Origin of the sequence: Cylindrospermum stagnale PCC 7417 (assembly GCF_000317535.1) — a bacterium.
In the GTDB taxonomy this organism is placed as follows: Bacteria; Cyanobacteriota; Cyanobacteriia; order Cyanobacteriales; family Nostocaceae; genus Cylindrospermum; species Cylindrospermum stagnale.
On sequence record NC_019757.1, the window covers coordinates 2,647,419 to 2,673,226 of the forward strand.

At 40.2% G+C, this 25,808-nt stretch carries 19 protein-coding genes; 15 read left to right on the top strand and 4 right to left on the bottom strand.

All coding sequences use genetic code 11. The annotated features are described in order from the left end of the window. The first annotated feature begins 161 nt into the window (after positions 1-161). Complete coding sequence (locus CYLST_RS10720; RefSeq protein ID WP_015207743.1) at positions 162-1,358, top strand: site-2 protease family protein; 1,197 nt, start codon at positions 162-164, stop codon at positions 1,356-1,358. Positions 1,359-1,433: 75 nt separating this feature from the next. Here the strand turns inward: CYLST_RS10720 and CYLST_RS10725 are convergent, their stop codons facing one another. Both CYLST_RS10725 and CYLST_RS10730 read right to left on the bottom strand, forming a co-directional pair. Then, entirely contained in the window at positions 1,434-2,624 is a 1,191-nt protein-coding gene (locus CYLST_RS10725; RefSeq protein WP_015207744.1) for an RNA-guided endonuclease InsQ/TnpB family protein, read from the bottom strand. A gap of 441 nt (positions 2,625-3,065) precedes the next feature. After that, positions 3,066-3,473: a hypothetical protein gene (locus CYLST_RS10730; RefSeq protein ID WP_015207745.1), complete on the bottom strand. Its 408-nt coding sequence runs from the start codon at positions 3,471-3,473 to the stop codon at positions 3,066-3,068. A 180-nt stretch (positions 3,474-3,653) separates the two neighbouring features. Between CYLST_RS10730 and ppsA the strand changes: the two genes are divergently transcribed. The 14 genes from ppsA (at position 3,654) to CYLST_RS10800 (ending at position 23,248) form a co-directional block, all read left to right on the top strand. Then, the gene (ppsA, locus tag CYLST_RS10735) at positions 3,654-6,116 is read left to right on the top strand and encodes a phosphoenolpyruvate synthase (protein WP_015207746.1); all 2,463 of its coding nucleotides are present in this window, start codon (positions 3,654-3,656) and stop codon (positions 6,114-6,116) included. A gap of 121 nt (positions 6,117-6,237) precedes the next feature. Then, positions 6,238-7,746, top strand: a complete 1,509-nt coding sequence (locus tag CYLST_RS10740; protein ID WP_015207747.1) for a dolichyl-phosphate-mannose--protein mannosyltransferase — start codon at positions 6,238-6,240, stop codon at positions 7,744-7,746. Positions 7,747-8,219: 473 nt separating this feature from the next. Then, complete coding sequence (locus CYLST_RS10745) at positions 8,220-10,517, top strand: sensor histidine kinase (protein WP_015207748.1); 2,298 nt, start codon at positions 8,220-8,222, stop codon at positions 10,515-10,517. Next, complete coding sequence (locus CYLST_RS10750) at positions 10,471-10,917, top strand: response regulator (protein ID WP_015207749.1); 447 nt, start codon at positions 10,471-10,473, stop codon at positions 10,915-10,917. Before CYLST_RS10745 ends, CYLST_RS10750 begins: the two co-directional genes overlap by 47 nt. 118 nt (positions 10,918-11,035) lie before the next feature. Then, positions 11,036-12,202, top strand: a complete 1,167-nt coding sequence (locus CYLST_RS10755; RefSeq protein ID WP_015207751.1) for a hybrid sensor histidine kinase/response regulator — start codon at positions 11,036-11,038, stop codon at positions 12,200-12,202. A gap of 476 nt (positions 12,203-12,678) precedes the next feature. Beyond that, the gene (locus CYLST_RS10760; protein WP_245587488.1) at positions 12,679-13,254 is read left to right on the top strand and encodes a helix-turn-helix domain-containing protein; all 576 of its coding nucleotides are present in this window, start codon (positions 12,679-12,681) and stop codon (positions 13,252-13,254) included. Then, entirely contained in the window at positions 13,232-15,949 is a 2,718-nt protein-coding gene (locus tag CYLST_RS10765; RefSeq protein ID WP_015207753.1) for a peptidase domain-containing ABC transporter, read from the top strand. The genes CYLST_RS10760 and CYLST_RS10765 overlap by 23 nt, the downstream gene beginning before the upstream one ends. A 123-nt stretch (positions 15,950-16,072) precedes the next feature. Next, a complete protein-coding gene (locus tag CYLST_RS10770; protein WP_015207754.1) occupies positions 16,073-17,596 on the top strand; it encodes a beta-barrel domain-containing protein in 1,524 nt (507 codons plus the stop codon). Positions 17,597-17,706: 110 nt separating this feature from the next. After that, a complete protein-coding gene (locus CYLST_RS10775; RefSeq protein WP_015207755.1) occupies positions 17,707-18,444 on the top strand; it encodes a peptidylprolyl isomerase in 738 nt (245 codons plus the stop codon). A gap of 688 nt (positions 18,445-19,132) precedes the next feature. Beyond that, a complete protein-coding gene (locus CYLST_RS33305; RefSeq protein WP_157162562.1) occupies positions 19,133-19,330 on the top strand; it encodes a hypothetical protein in 198 nt (65 codons plus the stop codon). 602 nt (positions 19,331-19,932) lie between these two features. Then, a complete protein-coding gene (locus CYLST_RS10785; protein ID WP_015207759.1) occupies positions 19,933-20,187 on the top strand; it encodes a hypothetical protein in 255 nt (84 codons plus the stop codon). 256 nt (positions 20,188-20,443) lie between these two features. Next, positions 20,444-21,469, top strand: coding sequence for a TENA/THI-4/PQQC family (locus CYLST_RS10790; RefSeq protein ID WP_015207760.1), 1,026 nt, complete (start codon positions 20,444-20,446; stop codon positions 21,467-21,469). Positions 21,470-21,484: 15 nt separating this feature from the next. Further along, on the top strand, positions 21,485-22,480 hold the full coding sequence (locus CYLST_RS10795) for a thiaminase II/PqqC family protein (RefSeq protein WP_015207761.1): 996 nt from the start codon (positions 21,485-21,487) through the stop codon (positions 22,478-22,480). Between the two features lie 510 nt (positions 22,481-22,990). Continuing rightward, positions 22,991-23,248: a hypothetical protein gene (locus tag CYLST_RS10800; protein WP_015207762.1), complete on the top strand. Its 258-nt coding sequence runs from the start codon at positions 22,991-22,993 to the stop codon at positions 23,246-23,248. Between the two features lie 140 nt (positions 23,249-23,388). Here the strand turns inward: CYLST_RS10800 and CYLST_RS10805 are convergent, their stop codons facing one another. Beyond that, positions 23,389-24,450, bottom strand: a complete 1,062-nt coding sequence (locus CYLST_RS10805) for a T3SS effector HopA1 family protein (RefSeq protein ID WP_015207763.1) — start codon at positions 24,448-24,450, stop codon at positions 23,389-23,391. A 12-nt stretch (positions 24,451-24,462) separates the two neighbouring features. Continuing rightward, entirely contained in the window at positions 24,463-25,647 is a 1,185-nt protein-coding gene (locus tag CYLST_RS10810) for a phosphotransferase family protein (protein WP_015207764.1), read from the bottom strand. Positions 25,648-25,808 lie beyond the last annotated feature (161 nt).

The following is a 25,808-nucleotide window of genomic DNA, read 5'->3' on the forward strand; positions in this document are numbered from 1 at the left end:
GTTACTCCCAAAGTGATGAAGAGGAATTAATTGTTTATTCTAGTAGTTAGAGCATCTCGCACCGAGACTATGTTGATGTGCTAGAGCGATTTTTATCTAGAAATACACACACCATATTCAGGATAGAGACTGCTGGAAATATCTAGTTTTAGGATAATATAATGCAAACAAATTGGAGAGTAGGGTCTTTATTTGGAATTCCGCTATTTTTAGACCCGTTGTGGTTTGTAATTTTAGGGCTGGCAACCCTCAATTTTGGGGTGGCTTACCAGGAATGGGGGACAGTCACGGCGTGGAGTGCTGGCATTGTCATGGCCCTGTTGCTATTTGCTTCTGTATTGTTGCACGAATTGGGTCACAGCTTGGTTGCCCAGTCACAAGGTATTAAGGTTAACTCCATCACCTTATTTCTGTTTGGTGGCATTGCTGCTATAGAAGAAGAGTCAAAAACACCGGGCAAAGCTTTTCAAGTGGCGATCGCTGGGCCTGTAGTTAGTATCACCCTATTTTTGCTGCTACGTCTCGCTACAAATGTGATTCCAGAAACTAGCCCCCTCAGTGTGATGGTGGGGGATTTGGCGAGAATTAACTTAGTTGTCGCCTTATTTAACTTGATTCCTGGCTTACCACTCGATGGGGGACAAGTGTTAAAAGCAGCACTATGGAAAATCACAGGCGATCGCTTTCAAGCCGTACATTTGGCAGCAAAGGCGGGGCAAATTTTAGGTTATGGTGCGATCGCTTTGGGATTTGCTATAGACTTCCTCACCAAAGAATTAGTGTTTGGTTTGTGGATTGTGATGTTGGGTTGGTTTGCTGTTCGCAACGCCAACAGCTACGACCGCGTCACCACATTACAAGAAACCTTGTTAAAGCTAACCGCTGCCGATACTATGACCCGTGATTTTCGTGTGGTCGATGCAGATCAAACATTACGTGACTTCGCCGACCTAGACCTTTTGGCAACTACCTCACCGCGAGTTTATTTTGCCGCTTCTGATGGACGTTACCGGGGTATGGTTTTCATTGACGATTTGCGAACAATTGAAAGAAGTCAATGGGAAATCCAAACCCTGCACAGCATCGTCCATCCCCTGACAACAATACCCAGCGTTGCTGAATCAACTTCTGTCGCGGAGGTAATTAACAAACTGGAAAATGAACAGCTACCCCGAATCACTGTCCTTTCTCCCGCCGGTGCAGTAGCCGGTGTGATTGATCGAGGGGATATTATCCAGTGTTTAGCAAAAAAATTAAATTTGCCGATTACCGAGGCTGAAATCAAGCAAATCAAAGACGAAGGTAACTATCCACCTGGGTTACAGCTAGGGGTAATAGCAAAGTCAACGACAAATTAAAAAGTAGCTGAAAGCAGAGGGAGCAACCGTTGATTATTGACACTCCCCGGCGTGAACGCACGGGGATTCTTGAATCTAAGACATAACTTGCTCAAACAGGTTTTCACCAATTTGAGTAGAGGTTTCATCTCCCCAAGCGTTGCTTGCGTCTAGCGCAAAGGTTCCGGTATGCCCTACCGTACCCAATCCTCGACTCAGGATATTTCTAGCTGCATTTTCATCTCTATCCATCACACAACCACATTTACAAACATGGGTTCGAGTGGATAGTGTTTTTTTAACAATGACACCACAACTAGAGCATTCAAGGCTAGTATACTGCGGGTTAACCGCCACCGTGACGCGCTTAAATACTTTGGCAAAGTATTCAACCCAGACACGGAACTGATACCAAGATGCGTCATTAATAGACTTAGCTAAACAATGATTTTTCACCAAATTTTTCACCCTCAAATCTTCATAGGCTATCAAGTCGTTAGACTGAACTACGCACCGTGCTAATTTCACAGCATGGTCTTTACGTTGCCTACTTATTTTGAGGTGGCGCTTTCCTAAAATCTGTTGGCCCTTGCCTCTATTTTTTGACCCTTTTACTTTTCTGGAAACACGACGTTGTGAACGCTTGAGAACTTTTTCACCAATACGAAGAAACCTAGGGTTTTCAACCATTGTTCCATCAGAGTCGGTGTAGTACTCTTTTAGTCCGACATCTAGCCCAACTGTATTTCCAGTCGGTTCTATGTTCTCAAAACGGTTAACATCAATACAGAATTGAACATAAACGCCGTCCGCACGTTTTACCAATCTTACCCGTTTTATTTGGTTGATTTGGTAAAAGTGCAAATCACGAGTACCTTTGAGTTTTAATCGCCCAATCCCTTTTTTGTCAGTGAATGTTATGGATTTACGATTATCCGCCAGCTTCCATCCTGATGTTTTGTATTCTACAGAACGACAATCTTTCTGGAATTGAGGATACCCCTTTTTTCCAGAAATTCCCTTCTTGCAGTTGTCATAAAACCTAGAGATAGAAGACCAAGCTCTTTCAGCAGAAGCTTGTCTAGCCATTGAATTGAGTTCATTAGCAAAGGGAAAGTTAGCCGCCAGGACTGCACAATATTTCTGCAAATCGTTTTTACCTGTATCTTTAACGTCCATCCATAGCCGAATACAGCTATTTCGGATGAACTTTGCAGTGCGAATTGCATCATCTACTGCTGTTAGTTGGGCTGCCAAACCATAAGCTTTAAACTCAAAAACAAGCATCGTTTTTACCTCCTATCTTATACTATCACATTTGGTATAAGATTAATCAAATACAATCAAAAGCCGTCTCCGGACGGGGCTTTAGACCCAGTTTTTCGGTAAAGTAACACCAACGTTAACGCGTAGCGTGTCGCAGGCATCACCCAATATTAAATGCACATCGAAAAGCAAATTATCGATGTGCAATTGCTATACAGCGGATTCCTTTGTTATAAGGTACATCATAGCCCCCTCATCGCTTGCGGGGAGGGGGTTGGGGGAGGGGTTCTTGTACCTCATGACACTGGGAAGTGCTGTATCAGCAAGGAAAGGGGTATTAGACTCTTTCCTACAGAACGCTGTGCGAACGTCTACACATAGAAGAGCGTTTCAGTCGGGGTTTAAATCCCCGTTTGAAACACTCTTCAATTTTGAATTTTGAATTTTGAATTTTGAATTGTTTTATGACTTATTCGGTTGGGCAATTCGCACTTCAATATCTTCTAATGTTTGTAACAGTAGCCGGTTTGCCTGCAATTGCCATCCCCATTTTTGAATTCTGTAAGCTGCTGCTGTCCCAACTACAGCTGCTAACAAGCCGATGGGTTGATTGAGAGAAATTCCAAATAACAAACCCAAGCCGGCAATTCCCCAAAATGGTAAGGCGACTCCTTGCCTTTGTTCTTCGACTATTTTCGCAATTCCACCAGATTGCATAGTCGCTAATAATGCCGCTTTGACTTGCCGCTGTTCTGCTGCCGATACTGATAAACCTATTTTCCGGCGCAGTTTTTCCATCTTGCGGGCGTCAGTACTGTACTCAGTTAACTCATCTTCTGCCATTTTTAGCAGTCGCTCTAGTTGCGGCATTGTCTATTGCATCCTGTATTTTGATACAGTCATTATCCCGAAAAACTGTAATTTTTTTGTGGCTATAGCGTTGCACTTAATTGCCTAATTTAAAATCCCAACTCTAAAATTGAATATAAGCAAAATTTATTAGCGATTACAAACTGATAATTTTCGCGTTTAATTGAGAGGTAATACTGAATGGTTACAGTATCTAAAACGACTGTATCTCAATCTGCTAAAGATAGCTCCCTCGTTCTCTGGTTTGATCAAGTTGGCATTGCTGACATTCCTTTAGTTGGTGGTAAGAATGCATCATTGGGGGAAATGATTCAGCAGTTGACGCCTAAAGGTGTGAATGTGCCGATGGGATTTGCTACTACTGCTTATGCTTATCGCTATTTCATCGAATCAGCCGGGTTAGAAGTAAAGCTGCGCCAAATTTTTGCTGATTTGGATGTTGAGGATGTTAAAAATTTACAAGAAAGAGGGAAAAAAGCGCGATCGCTATTGATGCACACACCATTCCCCGATCAACTGCGGGATGCGATCGCCACAGCATACCAAAATCTCTGTGAGCGCTATCATGCAGATACAGATGTCGCCGTCCGTTCTAGTGCCACCGCTGAAGACCTCCCCGATGCTAGTTTCGCCGGACAGCAAGAAAGTTTTCTGAATATCGTCACTGTCCCAGGGGTTTTAGCCGCTTGTCATCGCTGCTTTGCTTCCCTATTTACCGATCGCGCCATTTCCTATCGCCACACCAAGGGATTTGACCACTTTAGCATTGCCCTCGCCGTGGGCGTGCAAAAAATGGTGCGTTCTGACTTAGCATCTTCTGGGGTGATCTTCTCCATCGATACAGAAACCGGCTTTCAGGACGTAGCACTGATTACCGCTGCCTACGGTTTAGGCGAAAATGTCGTTCAGGGAACCGTAAATCCTGATGAATACTATGTATTTAAACCAACTTTAAAAACAGGTTTCCGCCCGATAATTGATCAAAGATTGGGCAGTAAAGCCTTAAAAATGGTTTATGATGACGGCTCAAAACTTACCAAAAATCTGCCCGTTCCCCAAAGTGAAAAAGATAAATTTGCCATTAGCGACGAAGAAATTTTACAACTAGCACGTTGGGCTTGTTTAATTGAAGAGCATTATTCCCAAGTCCACAACAGCTATACCCCGATGGACATCGAGTGGGCAAAAGATGGCATTACCAACCAATTATTTGTAGTCCAAGCACGTCCGGAAACTGTCCAGTCGCAGAAAAACGGAAACCTGTTGCGGAGTTATCGCCTCCTGGGAACCGGACAAAATTCTCCTTTGGTAACTGGTCGCGCTGTGGGAGAAGCTATTAGTCAGGGCAAAGTTAACTTGATGTTAGACACGAATAAAATCGACCAGTTCCAAGCGGGAGAGATTTTGGTGACAGATAGAACAGACCCCGATTGGGAACCAATTATGAAACGTGCGAGTGCGATCGTCACCAACTCTGGTGGACGCACCTGTCACGCGGCGATTATTGCGCGGGAATTGGGTGTACCTGCGATCGTTGGCTGTGGCAATGCTACAGAAATCTTAGCAGATAATCAAGAAATAACAGTATCTTGTGCAGAAGGAGAAGAAGGCAAAGTTTATGCCAACTTATTACCTTTTGAAGTTCAAGAAGTTCGCCTAGATAACTTACCCCGCACCCGCACTCAAATTTTAATGAATGTTGGTAATCCCCAAGAAGCTTTGAGTTTAGCTGCCATACCCAACGATGGAGTCGGTTTAGCACGAACCGAATTTATCATTGCCAATCAAATTAAAATCCATCCAATGGCCTTGATTCACTATGACTTATTAAAAGACAAATTTGTCCAAAAGAAAATTGCCGAAATTACGGCAATGTATGCTGATAAATCTCAGTATTTTGTAGATAAATTAGCCCAAGGCGTTGGCATAATTGCGGCGGCATTTTATCCCAAACCTGTGATTGTACGAATGTCAGATTTCAAAAGTAACGAATACGCTAATCTTTTAGGTGGTAAACAATTTGAACCTGACGAAGAAAATCCCATGTTGGGCTGGCGGGGGGCTGCGCGTTACTATGATCCAGGCTACAGAGAAGCTTTTGCCCTAGAGTGTCAGGCTATCAAGCGGGTAAGGGAAGAAATGGGTTTAATCAACGTCATCCCAATGATTCCCTTCTGTCGCACTCCTGATGAGGGGCGCTTGGTGTTGGCAGAAATGGCAAAAAATGGTTTACAGCAAGGCGTGAATAACTTGCAGGTTTATGTAATGTGCGAGTTGCCGAATAATGTAATTATGGCTGAAGAGTTTGCTGAGATATTTGATGGTTTCTCGATTGGTTCCAATGATCTAACTCAGCTAACACTAGGCATAGACAGGGATTCAGCCTTAGTGGCGCGGTTGTTTGATGAACGCAGTCAAGGTGTGAAACGGATGGTAAAAATGGCAATAGCCGCCGCCAAAAATCGCGATGGGCTACGCCCCGCCCGAAGCAATCGCAAAATTGGCATTTGTGGGCAAGCACCCAGCGATTACCCAGAATTTGCCCAGTTTTTAGTAGAACAAGGAATTGACTCCATCAGTCTAAATCCAGATTCGGTTTTAAAGACAATGCTAGCAGTGGCAAAAGTCGAACAGCAAACTTAAACCTAATGATCAGGGTTGGCATTAGACCTATTGTGGGAAAAAATGTAGAGACGTTGCATGCAACGTCTCTACAAAATTTATTTTCCAGACGAATTTTTAATTGGAGTGCAGCGACTGACTAATGACTAAAAATTGGTTCCGATTTGGGATGGCAGGAATATTTCTCCTCTCACTATCCTTGCGTTTTTGGGGGCTGGATCGATTTAACACCCTGGTATTTGATGAAATTTACTTTGCCAAATTCGGTAATAATTATCTCACCCATACGCCATTTTTTAATGCTCATCCGCCGCTGAGTCAATATATTATTGGCATTGGCATTTGGCTTGGTAGTCATATCCCCATTGGGCAGGATACGATAAATGGGTTGACAGGTTCTTTGCGCTCGCCTTGGAGTTATCGGTGGTTAAATGCCCTGACTGGTTCATTTATTCCCCTAGTTGTAGCCGCAATTGCTTATCAATTGAGTTATCGCCATAGCTTTGCCTTGCTTGCCGGCTTGTTTACAGCTTTAGATGGCTTATTTCTTGTAGAATCTCGTTATGCTCTAAACAATATTTATATTGTCATCTTTGGTTTGCTAGGGCAGTGGTTTTTATTATTGGCATTGTCCAAACAAAAGCAACGACGTTTATTTTGGTTAGTGCTTTCTGGCATTGCTTTTGGTGCGTCATCTGGGACAAAGTGGAATGGCTTATGGTTTTTGTTGGGTGCTTATTTCCTGTGGATTGCAGCTTGGATAATTCGTTGGTTGCAATCTTTTGCTTTGCTCGTTCAAACAAAACAACCCCGCATTCCCCTATTCTCTTATTTGCGTCCCCTTGTTAGTTCCTCAACTGCAATCTCATCTAAGATTCAGACACCTCTACAAAACCTAACTCAGCTAAATATTTTCCAGATGTTATTTTATTTGGGAATTATTCCGGCTGTAGTCTATAGCGTTATTTGGATTCCCCATCTTCAGCTAGATAAAAGATATGGATTTATCGCAGTCCATCAGCAAATTTTGCAGTTTCATCTCCGGATGGGCGGTAATAGTAACACCGTACATCCTTACTGTGCTGCATGGTACAAATGGCCGTTGATGACTCGACCAATGGCTTATTATTACCAAACGGCTCAAAGTGCAACCGATGCCCTACCTGTATTGGGGCCACCTTTACCTTCTGGAGCGGGGGAAGTCAGTTATGATGTTCATGCGATGGGCAATCCCTTTTTGTGGTGGTTTGGTGTCGCTGCCATTGTTTTTTTAGTCGGGATGCTAATATCACAAGTCTTAGTTCCTTGGGTGCGGCAAAATCGGTTTTCTTTGCCTGCTACTCTGAGCGTTGATACTTGGATTGCACTGTATTTAGTTTTAAATTATGCCGCTAACTTACTACCTTGGGTGAAGGTCACAAGGTGCGTTTTTATCTATCATTATATGTGTGCGGTGGTATTCACATTTTTAGCGATTGCTTGGCTTGTAGATCAATGTATTCGCAGTTACTATTGGCAATTTCGCGCCATTGGTGTAACTATTACCTTTGCCATTTTTGTCGGTTTTATTTTCTGGATGCCAATTTATTTGGGTTTACCCCTCTCTGCTGACGGTTACAAACTAAGAATGTGGTTTGAGTCTTGGGTTTAAGTCAAGACATTGTGAAGAAGGAGATGTAATATAAAGTTACCCTGATGTCGCCACACATCAGAAACCTACCTTCCCTGAAACAGGCGATAAGTTCGGACGTCAAGTCGGAGAGATTTTATGTAAATTAGTAAAAGTTTCAAACTTAAGGTTTTTCTTAACACAGCTACATTAACGGTAACACAGCTACATTATTGGTAGTTGAGTTAATCACCTAGGTTTCACATTTCTTATGGGTATACAGGTTTGCTACCTGTTAAGCTTTAAAACATCAGTAGCTTAGAGAACCACGCCCCAACTCAACTGATTAAATATGGGAAAATAATCACAGCATGGGCCTATTTCTGAACTATCTGTAAATAAATTTAAAAGTCTCAAGAAAACTACATCTAAAGTAGAGTGGTAAACCGGATAGCTGATAAAAGGCTATCAATATTCTACTTTTGATGCTCCCAGATATATAGCGGAGAATCGTGATGAAAGCAGATTTACAAGTGCAAGATATTAATGTAATTAGCTTGAAAGAGGCATCGATTCATCTTTCTAGCCAAATTCAGCCGCATGGTATTTTGTTGGTTTTAGAAGAGCCTGAGCTAAAGGTATTACAAGTTAGCACTAATACATTGAGTGTTTTCGGAATTCCTGCCGAAAATTTGTTGCAAAAAAAATTAGAAGACTTACTTGATCCATTTCAAATAGAGCGAATTAAATCAGGGTTATCAGAGCAGAGTCTCGATTTCATCAACCCGACAAAAATATGGGTAAGAAAAAAAGGTGATGAATATACGGTGTTTGATGCCGTTTTTCACCGTAATTCTCAGGGGCTTTTGATTCTGGAATTAGAGCCTGCTATTTCTCAAGAAAATATTCCTTTTTTGAGCTTTTACCATTTGGCGAGAGCTTCGATTAATCAATTAGAAAAAACCACAAATCTCCGGGAATTTTGTCAAATCATTGTCCAGGAAGTGCGGAAGGTCACAGGATTTGACAGGGTGATGCTATATAAATTTGATGATGATGGACATGGTTCTGTCGTTGCTGAAGAAAAAATAGACAGCCTGGAGTCTTATTTAGGATTGCACTTTCCAGAGTCAGATATTCCTAAACCAGCTAGAAAATTATTTATTTCTAATTCGATTAGATCAATTCCCCAAGCTAATGCTCAACCTGTACAAATTTTTCCAGTTAATAATCCGGTAAATGAGCGTCCGACTGATTTGACAAACTCTATTCTCAGAAGTGCTGCACCTTGTCATTTAGAGTACTTACATAATATGGGTGTTGGTTCTTCTTTGACGATTTCTTTGATTAAAGATGAAAAACTCTGGGGGCTAATTGCTTGTCATCATCAAGTACCCAAGTATGTGTCTTACGAGTTGAGGAAAGCATGTGAGTTTTTGGGACGAGTGATATTTGCTGAAATTTCCGCTAGAGAAGAAACAGAAGATTATGGTTATCGGATGAATTTGACACATATTCAATCAAGACTGGTTGAATATATGTCCCAAGCAGAAAACTTTATTGATGGTTTAATTCAAAACCAGCCAAATCTCCTAGATTTAACGAGTGCTCAAGGTGCAGCTGTCTGTTTTGGGGGAAAATGCACGGTAATTGGTGAGACTCCTAAAGAAGAAGATTTGTATTTTTTAGTTGAATGGCTGAAGAGTAATGTTGCCGAAGAAGTCTTCTATACCGATTCTCTACCGCAGATTTATCCAGATGCCGAAAAGTTCAAAAACGTTGCCAGCGGTTTGTTAGCTATTCCCATTTCTAAGCGGAATTATGTTTTGTGGTTTCGACCAGAAGTAATTCAAACTGTAAATTGGGGTGGAGATCCAAATAATGCGTTTGCATTGAGTCAATCAGATGGAAATGCGCGTTTGTGTCCGCGTAAATCATTTGATCTGTGGAAAGAAACAGTTCGCTTAACATCTTTACCTTGGCAATATGTGGAAATTAAAGCAGCTTTAGAACTGCGGAAAGCCATTGTGAATATTGTGCTGCGACAAGCTGATGAACTGGCTCAGTTAGCTGAAGATTTAGAACGTTCTAATGCTGAGTTGAAAAAATTTGCTTATGTCGCTTCCCATGACTTGCAAGAACCACTCAATCAAGTAGCCAACTACGTGCAGTTGTTGGAGATGCGTTATCAAGAAGAACTGGATGCTGATGCTAAAGAGTTTATCAACTATGCTGTGGAGGGAGTGAGCCTGATGCAGACATTGATTGATGACGTGCTAGCATATTCTAAAGTGGACAGTCAAGCGATCGCCTTTCAACTGATTGGGGTAGAAACACCTTTAGAACGCGCCCTTGGTAATTTGCGTCAACGCATTGCCGAAGCTGGAGCGGTAATTACTCACGATCCCTTACCATCTGTGATGGCTGACAACACGCAACTGATGCAGCTATTTCAGAACCTGATTGCCAACGCTATCAAGTTCCATAGTGACAAACCACCACAAATTCATGTGGGAGCAGAGCGGCTAGAGGATGAATGGTTGTTCTCAGTTAGGGATAATGGGATTGGGATTGATCCACGGTTTAGCGATCGCATTTTTATCATCTTTCAGCGCCTACATACAAGGGATGAATATCCCGGCACTGGTATGGGCTTGGCTATATGCAAGAAGATTGTCGAATGCCACCGGGGGCGAATCTGGGTAGAGTCACAACTCGGTCAGGGCGCAACCTTCTACTTTACGATTCCCGTCGGAGGGCGCGAGCATGAACGAAGAAATGGAAGGAAAGCACAAAATAATCTTTTTAGTTGAGGACAATAAAGCTGACATCCGCTTAATTCAAGAAGCCTTGAAAAATAGCGCACTACTACACAAAGTCGTGACAGCCAGGGATGGCGTGGATGCGATGGCTTATCTCCGCCAAGAAGGAGAATATGTTGATGCACCACGCCCTGATCTGATTTTGCTAGATTTGAACTTGCCCAGAAAAGACGGCCGAGAAGTGCTAGCAGAAATCAAAACCGACCCCAATCTAAAACGTATTCCTGTAGTAGTGTTGACAACCTCAAAAAATGAAGATGACATTTTTCATAGCTACGACTTACACGTAAATTGTTACATCACTAAATCCCGCAACCTCAGCCAGTTATTCCAAATCGTCAAGGGGATCGAAGACTTTTGGCTCTCTACTGCCACCCTACCATCGGCATAAAACCAAAGGGTGATGGGGGGACAAGGAGAATTCCTAACTTCTAACTTAGGACTCAAGACTCAGGGCTTAGGACTCAGTACTTTTAACATAGAGATTCAATTGGGGGCAAAACCAGAAGATGATAGCTGCGAGCTACTCATTACAAATTTTGTTGATTGAAGACAACCTGGCAGAAGCTAGGTTGTTACAAGAGTATCTCAAGCAAGCCAAGTCCAAAAACTTTAGTTTGGTTCATGTGCAGCGACTGCGGGATGCATTCAATAAACTAAGTCAGTCTACTTATGATGTGATTTTGTTGGATCTCACCCTTCCTGACAGTCAAGGATTATCATCCCTACCTCTGCTGATCTGTCAAGCTCCTAGCACACCGATTGTTGTCCTGACGAATACAAACGACGAAGAACTAGCAATCGAGGCAGTACGGCAGGGGGCCCAAGATTATCTAGTCAAGCGGCAGGTAAATGTAGATGTATTAGTTCGCGCCGTCCATTATGCGATTGAACGCAAGCAGCTTTTGGAATCATTACGCACAGTTAATAAAACATTAGAAACACGGGTTGAGGAACGAACTGCTGAATTGGTGAAAGCCAAAGAAATCAATCAGTTCAAATCTGAATTTGTCTCGATGCTCTCTCATGACATTCGCAATCCCCTAAATACGATTCTCTTAGCTGCGGGATTATTGCAAAACAGCGATGACAAATTAACCAAAGATAAAAAAATTACGCATTTTCAGATGATTCGCTCGGCGATCAAAAACATGGCCCAGCTATTGGATGAAGTTTCATTCATCGGTAAAGCCGAAAGCAGCAAACTGCGGTGCGAACTCAGTCCGATGGATTTGGCAGCTTTCTGCCGCCAAATCGTGGAAGAATCTCAATTGACCGCTCTAGATAAGCATCTAACTCTCGTGTTCGCCACTTTTGGGGAATTGGGCGAAATATTAGGAGATGAAACTCTGTTGCGGCACATTTTGGGAAACTTGCTGAATAATGCGATTAAATATTCACTACCAGGAGGCACAGTCAGATTTGAATTAATAGCTCAGGATGACTCAGTAATTTTCCAGTTTCAAGATTGGGGAATAGGCATCGCCAAACAAGACCAAAAGCGACTGTTTCAGCCTTTCCATCGGGGAGAAAATGTTGGGAAAGCTCCTGGTACTGGCTTAGGGCTAGCGATTGTAAAAAAGTGTGTTGAAGCACAGGGGGGCGATATTTTAGTCAATAGTGAAGTTGGATTAGGCACGACATTTATAGTCACGCTGCCCTTGATCAGAATTTAAGCTAATAAATAGCTATCCTCATCTGATTCGACACAGTTCTGGGGGTAATGTATTTAGCTTTGCCAGGCTCTCCTCACAAAAGCCTCGAAGCAAAATTTTTCATCAGAAAATAATAAAAAACTTTTCGATTTAGCCGATTTTTCTCAAATTTGAGATTAATAAGTATCTAGATTTAAATTTAACACTTTATAAAAAAATAATCAATATACATGCTGTGATTTTCCCAACATAGCGAACTGGACAATTTAGGCTTTATTCGTCGGAATCAACAAACATGATTTGTCACTAAATCTCTGTCTAAACAGAGTTAAGTCAACTTTTTAGGCAAGAGACAGTAGCTAAAATCTCTTTGAGAATTGCTGAAAAACTAGACATCGAACACAAAACATTTGCATCTCTAAAAAATGTGAATTACTAAGTAGATGTCTGGATCTCAAATAAGTGGAAACAGAGGTTACACAAGTAACTATAAAGTTATGTTTTTAACACCATTTCAGCGTAAATTGCTGCTAGAGAGCTTACAAAAAAAGTTACTAGAGTCCTACCGCCAGCGAATTGAAATCATGTTGTTGGCAGATGAAGGTAAAACTCAAACAGAAATTTGTCAAATTTTGGGGTGTTGTGCAGCAACGGTAAGACATTGGACACACATTGCCCGGATGGGGATGGCGCACCAATGGCAGGATTGTCCGATTGGTCGCCCTAAAGCAGTGAATGATAGGTATTTAGAGCGTTTGCAGGAGCTAGTTAGCAGTAGTCCCCGCGATTATGGCTATTCTTTTCAACGGTGGACAGCGAACTGGCTGCAAAAACATCTAGCAAAGGAATTTGGGGTGGCGGTGAGCGATCGCCATATCAAGCGACTACTTAAACAAATGGGGTTATCCACGCGACCAAAACCCCGCGATAACCAAGAGCAGGTTCAGGGTTCCAAAATTTTCATTGGTGATCTTAAATCGGCAACAGTTCCAGATAATAGCGAATTTCTGCCGATGAACTTCGCAAAATTCAGCAAAGATTTAGATACTCATGGTGCACAATTTATCCGCTGAGTTACTGTCTCGGCAACAGTTCAACAACATTCTGGGATATTCTCTGGACGAAGAAGAATTTCAACATTGTCTTTCACAAATTAAATATCTTAACCCGAAAGTCGGCAAGTTCTGGCAAGGAACTGATGCTGAACCAGGCATCTATATTGCGATCGCAGGTAAGGTCAGGTTACTTTCTAGTACCGATGAGTTAATTGCTACCTTGGAGCCGGGGGAATCATTTGGCGAATTTAGCTTATTCCCAGATGCCGAGTTACAACCTTACGCGGCCAGGGCTTCAGTAAACTTGCAACTGTGTTTTGTTCCGAGTCGTGTGTTATGGCCATTAATGGCCAAATATCCCCAAATTCGCGAACATTTGTGGGTCAAGGCGCGATCGCGTAATATCCTGCAAAAACCCCCAGTCACCGCAGCCGAATCAAACACAAACTATCAAACAGATATTTCGTCACAGGCCGCTTCACCAACACGCGATCAAAAGATTCACCAAGCCTATTTTCCCAGCCCCAATCAGCAAGTCGGGCACTTATGGCAGCGAGTGATCCGGCGTTATCCGTTTTTTGCCCAACATGACGCCTCTGACTGTGGCCCAGCTTGTTTAGTCATGGTGTCTCGATATTGGGGCAAACACTTTACCGTCAATCGCTTGCGGGATATCGCCAATGTAGACCGTAATGGCGCCAGCTTGCAGGGGTTAGTAACAGCAGCAGAAAGCATCGGCTTTACCACACGACCAATAAAAGCCAGTCTTCAGCAGTTAGCAAAGCAAAACTTACCAGCCATAGTCCACTGGGAAGGCAACCACTACATCGTTGTCTACGAAATTACCCCCAAACACGTGATCGTCGGCGACCCCGCCATTGGTCAACGCACCCTCAGCCACAGCGAATTTAAAGCCGGCTGGATTGGTTATACACTGCTGCTGCAACCAACAACCATGCTTAAAGAAGCCAAAGAGACCTACACCCCCTTTTGGCAATTCTTTGAGTTAATGAAATCTTACTCTGTGGTATTGCTAGAAGTGTTTATCGCTTCCGTATTTATCCAGATATTCGGACTCATTACCCCCCTATTTACCCAATTAATTTTAGACCGCGTCATCGTCCAAAGATCAGAACTCACCTTAACAGCGGTGGGATTAGGTTTGCTGATCTTTAACCTCTTCCAAGTAGTGATGACAGGGTTGCGGCAATATCTGCTAGACCACACAGCCAATAGAATAGACCTGGCACTCATTGTCGCATTTATTCGCCATACCCTGCGGCTACCCTTAAGTTTCTTCGAGTCCCGTTATGTCGGAGATATAATCTCTCGCGTCCAAGAAAACCGCAAAATTCAACGTTTCCTTTCCGGTGAAGCATTATCTATCCTGCTAGATTTACTCACAGTCTTTATCTATCTAGGATTAATGTTTTGGTACAGTTGGCAAATGGCATTACTCGTATTGCTAATTATCCCGCCTTTTGCCTTGCTAGCCTTAATTGCCACACCTTTTTTACAAAGAATTTCCAGAGAAATATTTAGTGCTGTTGCCAAAGAGAGTAGCTACCTAATTGAAGCCCTAACTGGTGTACGGACAGTGAAAGCTACAGCAGTGGAACAAACAGTGCGTTGGCATTGGGAAGAGTTATTAAACAAAGAAATAAAAACTAACTTTTCCGGGCAAGTCATTGGTATTCGTCTACAACTATTCAGTGGCACAATTCAAGCAGTAATCACTACTGCTTTGCTGTGGTTTGGGGCACACCAGGTAATTCACAACCAGTTAACCATTGGGCAATTGGTAGCATTTAATATGCTCCTAGGAAATATTATTTCGCCCTTTCAACGATTAAGCGTCTTGTGGGAAGAATTGCAAGAAGTCGTGATTGCAGTAGAACGAATTAATGATGTCTTAGAGACGCAACCAGAAGAAGATTTACAGCACCAAATCCGGCAAAATTTACCACCACTAAAAGGTCACATTCGCTTTGAAAACGTGACCTTTCGTTATCGCCCCGAAAGCAATATCAATATTTTAGAAAATCTCAGTTTTGAAGTCAAACCTGGGAACATAGTAGCGCTGGTAGGACGAAGTGGTTCAGGAAAAACTACTATCTCTAAGTTAGTTTTGGGCTTGTATACCCCTACAGAAGGCAAAATTTTGATTGATGGACATGATATTACCACTATTTCCTTAAGTTCCTTACGTCAGCAAGTCGGTGTAGTTGACCAAGATACCTTTTTATTTGGCGGCACAATTCGGGAAAATATTAGCTTAGGCTATCCAGGTGCAAATTTAGCAGAAGTTATCGAGGCAGCACAACTAGCAGGTGCCGATGAGTTTATTAAAAAATTACCAATGGGCTACGAAAGCCAAATTGGTGAAGGTGGGGGGTTGTTGTCTGGTGGACAGCGACAGCGAATAGCTATTGCCAGAGCGTTATTAGGTAATCCCCAATTGCTGATTTTAGATGAGGCAACTTCTCATTTAGACACCGAATCAGAGAGAATTATTCAGCAAAATTTGAACACAATCCTCAAGGGAAGAACCACATTGTTAATCGCCCATCGTCTTTCCACCGTGCGAAAAGCAGATTTGATTTTAGTACTAGACAGAGGTGTGGTAATTGAGAGTGGAAATCATGAAAAATTGATGGCGAAGCAGGGACATTATTTCTATCTTAATCAACAGCAATTTTATGGTTCTGAATGAACATATTAGATTGCTAGCTCCCCCCAACCTCTTAGGAATTGGGGGGAGATCAACGTGATAAACAAGCTAACCAAACCATAATTATTATTAATCCCAACTAAAAAATCGGTGACAGTAAAAAATATGCCAAATACATTAAAGAGACCCACAAACAACTCACTACCAGAAAATCCGCCGCATCAGGAAATTTTATCGCCGCCAAGACCTGCTAGAACAACTGATGGTTGGTCTGACATAACCAAAGAATCACTAGATAGCTTGCCCCAGGTTTGGACAAGAGGATTGCTATACTTTTTGGTTCTATTTATATCTATACTTTTACCTTGGCTAACCCTTTCTCGGATGGATGAAACTGGTATAGCCAAGGGAAAAGTTGAACCGAAAGACAAGACAATTAAACTTGATGCACCTGTGGTAGGAACTGTTGTCGAAATTCGGGCAAAAGAAGGTGATTCGGTTAAAGCTGGGCAGACTTTGTTATTGTTAGAATCAGAATTAGTCCAATCAGAATTACGGCAGACCCAGGATAAATTAGAAGGACAATTAAACCGACTTGCTCAGTTAAATTCATCCAAAACTCAGTTATTTGCATCCTTGGCAACTCAAGAACAACAAAATCAATCTCAACAATTAGAAAAGCAGACTCAGATTGACCAAGCACGACAGAATATTAAGGCTCTAAAAAATTCCTATGAATTACAAAAAAATGAAAAACTGTCTCTAGTCAATCAGGCACAGCAAACTCTTGAGCATAGTCAAAATGCTAGTAAGTTAGTAGAGAGCAGTTTAGCAAGTACTCAGCGGGAAGTTGAACGCTACAGCAAGCTAAAACAGGCAGGAATTGTTCCAGAAATTAATGTTGTAGAAAAGCAAGACATAGCTAAAGATAAGCAAAAATTATATGAGCAAAGTAAAGCAGATATTGAACAGGCTAAGTTACGTTTAGCCGAACAAAAAACTAGCTATGAGCGAAATATTCGCCAAATTAATGCAGAAATTGAGCAGGCTAAGTTGCGACTAAAAGAACAGGAAAGAAGTTATCAAAGCTTGACCCAATCTGGTCAGCTAGCTGTGCTTAAAATCGCCGAACAGCAGAAGAATATGGAAACAGAAATTACTTCGCTGAAGTCAGAAATTGCTCAAAGTAAAAGACAGATTGAATCATTAAAATTTCAGTTGGGGCAACGAGATATCAAAGCTACTGCCAATGGTACGCTATTTCAGCTACCAATTCAAAAAGCTGGCTCTGTTGTTCAGCCAGGGACAATGGTAGCGGAGATTGCCCCCCTAAATTCACCTTTAATAATTCGGGCACAAATGGCTACTTCTGAAAGTGGTTCTTTACGAATAGGATTGCCAGTAAAAATAAAATTTGATGCTTATCCTTATCAAGATTATGGGGTAATAGCAGGTGAATTAATTAATATTTCTCCTACCACTATAGAGATAGATACACCTAATGGAAAAATGGCAGCTTATAACTTAGATATTTCCCTAAAACAAAATTGTATTCCCTCTGCTAATAAATGTATTGCCTTGCGTCCAGGCGATACGGCAACAGCCGAGGTGATTGTGCGCCAGCGCCGAATTATTGATTTTCTACTTGATCCGTTTAAGAAGTTGCAGCAGGGAGGATCAAAATTGTAGCAGATTTACCATATTTAGGCAATTTCAATGCTTATTCTCAACCAATAGAATAAGAGGTAAAGTCAGTATCTTAACTTTTAATTTTTTCTAAGCAATGTAAGGAAGATATCATGTCAAGATCTATGACTATTACCAACGAAGATATTCTTGATCAAGTCAAGTTATCCCGCAAAATACCGGAAATAACTGAGCAGATCATCATCCACAACTTGGTTATGAGTACTGCTGAAGAAGTTGGCATAAAAGTTGAGATAGAAGAATTACAAAAAGCAGCAGATTTATTCCGATTAATCAACAAACTCAACAGTACCAAAGATACTTGGACATGGTTAGAAAAACATGGTTTCTCCTTAGATGATTTTGAAGAAATGATCTACAGTAATCTCATTTTTGAGAAATTAAGCCAACATCTGTTTGCAGATAAAATTGAACCTTACTTCTTTGAACATCAGCTAGACTATGCTGGTGTGGTGATGCATGAAGTTGTCTTAGATGATGAAGACTTGGCGCTAGAACTTTTCTATGCCATTCAAGAAGGTGAGATGAATTTCTATGATGTGGCTCATAAATACATCCAGGATATTGAGTTACGCCGAAGAGGGGGATATTTGGGGACAGTGCGCCGCCAGGATTTAAAGCCAGAACTTTCTGCTGCGGTCTTTGCTGCTACTCCACCTCAGATTCTCAAACCGATAGTCACTTCTAAAGGAATACACCTGATTTTTGTGGAAGAGATTATCCAAGTACAATTGGATAACGACCTGCGTCATCAAATCATTGACCTTTTGTTTGAAGACTGGATTGAACAACAAATTGCGCCAGTTGAATTGATGAAAAATTTTACCTGAGGTAGATAGACAGCTTGGTTTACTATTCTCCTAAATTACAGCACGTATAAGTGTAGAGAAACGTAAATAATGAAAGGTTCGTAGTGATCTGCTATTAGCCATCAAAGTAGAGCTAAGAACCGCTCACTACGAGCTAAGTTCAACATTTTTTACTTTACTTAACATAGATTTATTTTTTTTTGCCTACTTACTTAAACTATCAATTTTGATTTTAGCTATTGCTTTATCTCCTTTGAAGTTTTCTATTAATCTGTCCAAACAAGGATTAGTTTATCTCTTACCCAATCCCTAAATCATCGGTTGCCACTTAAAATTTCCTTGAGGAACTTAATACATTTTTTAATGACATAATTATTGCAATATTGACATTTTATAAATATTATAATACGCCTTCGATAAACTTGAATATTCGCCGTCAGCTTAAGCTAAAGTTTAAGGGAATAAATCGTTGGAGTCTAATATTCATACTGCTTATTGGCAGCATTTTCCTGTAAGCGGTAGCTATATGGGTATTTAAACGATTTAATTGTAAACTGAAGCATTACTGAAGAGACAAAAAAGTAATTTTTATGTCCCGAATCTAACTGTAACTTTTGAAAAACTTATAGTTAGATTCACTAGACTGGAATCAGAAATCAAAAAGTTTCTTTGATTTGCCAACAATACAGATTAAATGGGTGTAAATCAAATGGCAAACCTAAAAATTGATGAACTTCAATCTGCTGGCACTGAATTGTTTGAAGATTCAGAAAGTTTCCTCAACGAGCTAAACAGTAATGAACTGGCAAATGCTGTAGGTGGATATGGATATGGAAGACGCCGACATGGAGGCTACGGTCATGGAGGCCATCGGCATGGAGGCTACGGATATGGAAGGCGCTGGTAGAGTCGCAAATGGTGGGTTTACTACTGGTGTAGTCCCAATCAATCAAGGTACAACTAGACCTCCAATTGAGACAGGTCTACTAGCTTTACAACTGTTAGACCCGCGACACCTGTGACACTATAAGCTTCATTGAGTAAATATCTTCGCTCCTTAATTATGCGTTTAAGGAGTGAAGATATTTAGCTACTGCGTCAGAGCAGTGTGGGATAAATCATTAACATCATATCTTGTATCTAGAAATGTGAATGTCAATTCTAGGTGCAAGAACAAGCATTGACTCAAGATTGAGTAAAAGAACAAACACAAGTAGTTTTTAATAGAAAAAGTATGAGGTATGCTGTAAGTTTAAGCTACGATTCAAGTGCAGAAATTAACCGTAATCTGCTAGCAATTCCATGCTAGCTTTTGGCATTGCTTGTCGTGAAAGATTATTAGAAGAGCATTACAACGATTTGAATATAGACGAAATTCTTACAAAAGGGACAAAAATGTTATTTTTAAGCCCTGAATTTAATTAAAATAGTTGCAACAATTAGAATTGCATTTATTATACTGGAATCAGAAACCAAAAATAAATTATATATTTATTGGAGGTCACTGCAATGGCAAAGCTGAGAATCAATGAACTAAAAACCGCAGGCTCTGAATTGTTTGAAGATTCAGAAACTTTTCTCGACGAGCTAAACAATGATGAATTGGTAAATGCGCTGGGTGGATTTGGATACTTCTCCCCAAATGGCGGATTTATAACCGGTAGAGTCCAAATTGATCGACGTACAACTAGAACCATAATTGGTGGAGATATCCTAACTACTAGAATTCCAACTGTTAGGACCAGAACACCCGTCACTCTATAAACTCCATTGAGTAAATACCTTCGCTTCTGAATTATGCATTTAAGGAGTGAAGGTTTTCAAGTATTTCATCAGAAAGGTGATAAATCTGGAATTAGCAAAGATATTGTATCTAGAAATGTGAATCTTAATTACAGGTGCAAGATGAAGTATTGGCTCAAGTTTTAGTAAAAGAAGAAACACAATTAGTTCCAGAGCATATATGCGAGAGAGTAGTTTCATGTCTAAACCTACAATTATCGAAAGTTAAGAAAATCCGATGAAAAGTATTACAGCAGATAGAAACATCGAATTGGCTAATCAGGAGTTTACAGAGATGCGTCCTCTATTAGCTTGTCAGGTTAATCTCTATCAAGAGCAGATTATTCTTTCGCAGAATGACCGAAATTTTGCTTTTCAGGTTAAAGGTCAATCAAGAGAAAGGTTACAAAAAATTCTCTTAATGATGGATGGTAGTCATAGCCTGCAAGAACTCCAAGAAATATTCTCTCCTAATAAACCCGAAATCATTAATGAAATTGTTCGGAATTTAGACAAGCAGGGTTTTCTCGATGAAGTTGCCGAGTCGAGGGTTAATTCATGTATTGATACGCTTTTAGAGTTGGAGGATTTGACTAATAAATTACTCGACGAGAGCCTTAATGAAAACCCATTTTGGAAAGCAATAAATTCAACGTCATTTGATTTACCTATGAATATACTGTATGGTTTTGCTATGGAGCATTACCACTTATTATCCCAAAATTGTTATTTCTATTCTCCAATACTGAGCTTTCATAGCTCAACGGAAATTCGACAATTAATTAAAGAACTTTACTCTCAAGAATATGGGCAAGATGAGTTATTACTGGCAGCACTTAATACCATTGGTATTAACCGAGAACAACTGATAGAAATAATGCCACTTACAGAAACAATGGCAATGTATAATGCTTTAACATATTGGGCAAACTTTGAACCGCTATTTTTATTGAGTAAGCTGGAAGTTTTGGTAGAGCGGGAATTAAAAATTATCGAGTCTTATATTCTGTTTTGTGAGCGGGTTGAACTTGACTCTAGTTTTATCCAACCGATTAAACAATTGACCAACAGAAAACTCAATCGTGAATCGGAAAGCTTAACTCGTCGTATTTATCAAGAAATACCCCAAATTAATGGACAAATGAGGCAAAGGTTAAAAGGGCAAACTTATCTGTTTGTAGAACTTTATAACAATTTCTATAAATCTATCTGGAACCACTACGCCAACACCAGCAATTTACTGCAACGAGTTGCAACTATTTAAGCAAGGAAAGTAATTATGTCAGTGAGTAAAGTTTTATTCCAACAGCCCCTTTTCCAAGATAGGGTATTTTTAAAATTCCAAGATAGCCAGGTAGAAATTCGTTATTGTGAGCAAGGATGCTCCATTACTATTCCGCCAGAATATCAGGAGGAGACTGTTACATTATTCAGGCTTTTGCAGATTGGTGGCTTGTCACCAGAAGAGTTGGCTCAAGCCTGTCCGGGAATTCAAGAAGATATTCCTGAATTACTGATGGAGTTCAATCACCGTGGCTTTCTGACAGAGACCCAAAGAGAGATAAAGTCACATAGCCTCAGTGGAAGACAGTTTTATCGAGAGTTATACCGATTTCTAGAAAGCCTGAATTTGCAATTTCCGCCCTCTCTTTTCTCCCAAAAGATGGCTGATGGGACAATTACCAAAGAGCAGTTGATTGGCTATGCTTTGGAATCCTATCACATTACCCATTTGTGTCCGAGACTCTTGGCTCCGTCCTTGGCCAATTATGAATCAACAGCCACGCAAAAACTCCTCCGAGACTTCTTTGTTTCTGAGTTGCATCATGACCGTTTGATTGAGAGTTCTTTGAATAGTGTGGGAATCAAGCAAGAGCAACTGGAGAGGATGCAACCTTTACCGATGACCTTCGCCGTTTGTTCTAGTTTAGGAGTTTTTGCTTACCAACATCCTTTGTCTTTTAAAGCGGCGTTGTTGCTATTCGAGCAAGACGACAAGACATTCTACGAATTGTTTAAACAGCAGTGTCAAGCCAAAGAACTACCCGCTGAATTTTATAACCCCATATTGCAGCACGCTGGAATCAATGAGGAAGGAGAACACGAAGATATGACAAGACTGCTGCTGGCAGAAGTTCCTGATGTTTCACCGACAGAACAATTGGTGGTAAAAAAGAAGATGGCAATTTTGATGGAGTCTATGGTGAAACGGACTCAGGAAATTTTGGATTATTACGGTAACGCCAGTAACGAAATTCCCCGTTGTTTTAGCTGAAATATTCTCGGCAGAAAGAAGTCAAAAGCAGATTTGCACTTAGGCATATGAAGATCAATTTTAGAGGTTGTTTGAAAAGTATCAAAATTGATCGAGATCCCCCCTTGCCCCCCTTAAAAAGGTGGTAAAACTTCTTAAAGTCCCCTTATGATTGAGTGCAATGTAATGTATTTCATGACATAATTGTTTCCATATTAGCTCAATAGAAACATCAAAATTTTTCAAGATAATTGAATAAATCTCCGTGAATTTAAGCTAAAATTCTAGGCAAATAAAATTTAACCTAGTCTGCTATTAGGTTTATGCTACTTCTTAGCACTTTTTGCTGCAAACGATTCCTAAAATAGTATTCAACAGATTTAAATATAGACTGAATCATCACAAAAAAGACAAAAATGTTATTCTTACGCCCCGAATATAAATGAAATAGTTTTAAAAACCAGAGTGGCATTTATTAGACTGGAATCAGAAATAAAAATTTTCTTTTATTTCGCAAACAACGCAGATTTGATGGGTGTAACTGAAATGGCAAAGCTGAAAATTAATGAACTAAAAGCCGCTGGCACTGAATTGTTTGAAGATTCAGAAACTTTCCTCGACGAGTTAAGCAATGATGAATTAGAAAATGCTATTGGTGGACGAAGAATCTACCCGACTGGTGGTAGACCTACGATTGTTGGAACTCCTGGTAAAATCACACCTGGATGCCCATTTACAAGGCGAACTTTTGGTGGGTTAACCACGAGATATTCACCTGTCGTTCTATAACCTTTTTTCAGCCAATACCTTCACTCCTTAATTATCAATTTATGGGGTGAAGGTTTTAATTGTAGTGCATCGTTGGAAACCCATCAATATAAAGCCCAATTATTGAGATTAAAGCTCAATTTTTTGATTTTAGTTTGGAATCAGACCAATGGTGTGTAGATATCTTCAGAGTTAGGATTGAGGTAGGGACGCTCTAAATCAATTCCAAATCGGTCGAAGTGTTGGAGTATATATTTTATCCGAGCTTCTGAAGATTCATCATTATTTTTATGAGCTTCTATTAAGGCATTGGCAACAATTTGGCAGCGATTCATCCCAAACTCTTCTCTAAAGTAAAATTCGTATTCAGGTTCAGGATTTTCTGCTAAAGCCAGCCCTGGTGCTAGCATCTTAGTGAATATGGGAACTTGTGTTTGAAAGTGTAAGGCATTTTCTGCGTAAACAGTTTGTAAGACTGGTCTAACCACTGCATAGCTATCCTGATCAATTCGGAGGCATCCTGAGTCATAGCGACCGTAGTTGTAAGGATTGTGTAAGACATTAAAGCAGAAGGGAACCTGAATTTCATTTAATCTTTTTGTCAAAAATCTCATAACCACAACTGCTGTTTGACTGCTGAAGTTGAAGTAGATAAATGCAGGTGAATTTTCATAAAAACTAGCTAAATTCCCAAATGCCATAAGGAATTTATATAAGACTCTATCTGGTGGTGTATATACTGAAACGAAATCACCCACCGCAGCAGATTGCTCTTCTAAACAAAGATATTTATCTCTTTGAATATAGGTGGTAACACCTTTTTTTTCGACAGCAAGACTACCATCTGCTTCCTGTCTCAGGATAAGGAAGCCGGGGTTCCACCAGCCTCGACTTTGATTGTTCTGGTGTAGTTGTTCACAAAATTCCCAATCGACTTCGGCAGCAGTGTTTTCTTCAATTTCCGAATCTGCATTTGCCCTATTTTCCCTAGACGTATTCCTTTTTTCTAGTGCAATTTCTCCGCTAAAGTAAACGTCAAATATTAGGTTACGCACGAGTATGCCGAGGTAATCATACTGAATCTTCTCAGGCATTTTTTTGAGCATTGCTACAATGTCAGCAGATTGTTTTTGCCGTTGATAATGAATATGACTACCGGATAAATCAGAATAGTTGATTTGAATGTGGCTGGCAATTTCTTGGATAGTCTTTATTACTTGCATACCTGCTGTTGATTATTTGCTAAAGCTTGCCAATTCCAGTAAGTCTAATTGCGTGATTCCAAAAACAGATTCAAATGAATTTTTAGGTTTGCACAGTAGGCTTTTCGCTAATTGAAGCATACACACACATCGATTATCAAAACTTTTAAAAGACTGGAGACTTGATATAATTTCATATATCAGGGCAAGACCAGTAAACCGGATAACCTGATTAAATAAATCCGGATATGACTCTAAAACTTTTGGGAAGCTACTAATATATGATCGGGTTAAGGCAATAATTGAAGGTTGAATAACCTCTAAAGGTACTGTAGCTAGCTGGAGAGATTGATTCAATTCAATAGCAGGATGGACAATTAAGCTGTTCAGCCATAATAGTAGATAGTCGGCAATTGCTGTTCCTAAATCAAAAGCTGGATCGCCCCAACTACAACTTTCCCAGTTAATTATCCTCATGATATTCTCATCAGATTTCTCAGTTTGAGATAATAATTTCTCCAAATTCATGGGGATTAGAATATTATCTAATCGAGGATTGTTATGTGTTAAGCAATAGTGCTTATGATTAGCTACTAAATCCGTGACTGCTGCTCCTAAACTTTCAAATCTTTGATAAAGACTCATAAACTCAAAGCCTGGTAGGGGTAATTCTTGAACTAGGGTAGTAGGCGTTGGTTTTTCTAGCAGATGACGAGGATAAGGAAATTGATACCTTAATTTAGCTTCAATAGACTGATTCATGAAATCGTAGCAATTATGAGAAGTGAAAGTTTCATGATGTAGAGTAGCTAAAGTAATACCAATTAATTTCGCTATTGATATTGAGAAAGACTTGTGTTTTCTGTAGTGATTGGCTAAAGTTAAATGATTTGTGTAGTTGTATACCAAAATTGAATTTTTTAGATCGATATGGAGTATTTCTAAATTCAACGAGGCAGTGAAACCTAGATATGGAGAAGAATGCAAAAAATTATGAACTTGTAATTCCCGCTTAATTCTATTCGCTATTTCGTTATTTTGGTAATAGTACTCCTGTTTAACAATTAGCTGGCTACCACCTGGTAAGTCAAGGGTAAGAAAAATGAAATTATTACTAGGCTTGGGATGAATCTGGGTGAATTCTAAATCCTGTTGTTTGCAAATACCAGCATCAATTAAGTATTGCAATACATTATTAGAGCTTAATCTAAGCCTCATAATCAACTCATTATAAATTTATTGCCTACACCATGTCTTAACTATAAGTAGTGGGATGAATAACACCATTAAGGTATTAAACTCCCACTCCAAATTTAAGTTTTATCAAAGATAATTTGGAACGTAATTTCAGGGTTTTTCGCAAATATTAGGCTATCTAG

Coding starts and splice junctions, on each gene's coding strand:
- CYLST_RS10810 (WP_015207764.1), bottom strand. CDS start 25,647: ATGAGGCTTAGATTAAGCTCTAATAATGTATTGCAATACTTAATTGAT.
- CYLST_RS33305 (WP_157162562.1), top strand. CDS start 19,133: ATGGCAAACCTAAAAATTGATGAACTTCAATCTGCTGGCACTGAATTG.
- CYLST_RS10795 (WP_015207761.1), top strand. CDS start 21,485: ATGTCAGTGAGTAAAGTTTTATTCCAACAGCCCCTTTTCCAAGATAGG.
- CYLST_RS10785 (WP_015207759.1), top strand. CDS start 19,933: ATGGCAAAGCTGAGAATCAATGAACTAAAAACCGCAGGCTCTGAATTG.
- ppsA (WP_015207746.1), top strand. CDS start 3,654: ATGGTTACAGTATCTAAAACGACTGTATCTCAATCTGCTAAAGATAGC.
- CYLST_RS10755 (WP_015207751.1), top strand. CDS start 11,036: ATGATAGCTGCGAGCTACTCATTACAAATTTTGTTGATTGAAGACAAC.
- CYLST_RS10770 (WP_015207754.1), top strand. CDS start 16,073: ATGCCAAATACATTAAAGAGACCCACAAACAACTCACTACCAGAAAAT.
- CYLST_RS10790 (WP_015207760.1), top strand. CDS start 20,444: ATGAAAAGTATTACAGCAGATAGAAACATCGAATTGGCTAATCAGGAG.
- CYLST_RS10720 (WP_015207743.1), top strand. CDS start 162: ATGCAAACAAATTGGAGAGTAGGGTCTTTATTTGGAATTCCGCTATTT.
- CYLST_RS10800 (WP_015207762.1), top strand. CDS start 22,991: ATGGGTGTAACTGAAATGGCAAAGCTGAAAATTAATGAACTAAAAGCC.
- CYLST_RS10805 (WP_015207763.1), bottom strand. CDS start 24,450: ATGCAAGTAATAAAGACTATCCAAGAAATTGCCAGCCACATTCAAATC.
- CYLST_RS10730 (WP_015207745.1), bottom strand. CDS start 3,473: ATGCCGCAACTAGAGCGACTGCTAAAAATGGCAGAAGATGAGTTAACT.
- CYLST_RS10765 (WP_015207753.1), top strand. CDS start 13,232: ATGGTGCACAATTTATCCGCTGAGTTACTGTCTCGGCAACAGTTCAAC.
- CYLST_RS10775 (WP_015207755.1), top strand. CDS start 17,707: ATGTCAAGATCTATGACTATTACCAACGAAGATATTCTTGATCAAGTC.
- CYLST_RS10760 (WP_245587488.1), top strand. CDS start 12,679: ATGTTTTTAACACCATTTCAGCGTAAATTGCTGCTAGAGAGCTTACAA.
- CYLST_RS10750 (WP_015207749.1), top strand. CDS start 10,471: ATGAACGAAGAAATGGAAGGAAAGCACAAAATAATCTTTTTAGTTGAG.
- CYLST_RS10745 (WP_015207748.1), top strand. CDS start 8,220: ATGAAAGCAGATTTACAAGTGCAAGATATTAATGTAATTAGCTTGAAA.
- CYLST_RS10740 (WP_015207747.1), top strand. CDS start 6,238: ATGACTAAAAATTGGTTCCGATTTGGGATGGCAGGAATATTTCTCCTC.
- CYLST_RS10725 (WP_015207744.1), bottom strand. CDS start 2,624: ATGCTTGTTTTTGAGTTTAAAGCTTATGGTTTGGCAGCCCAACTAACA.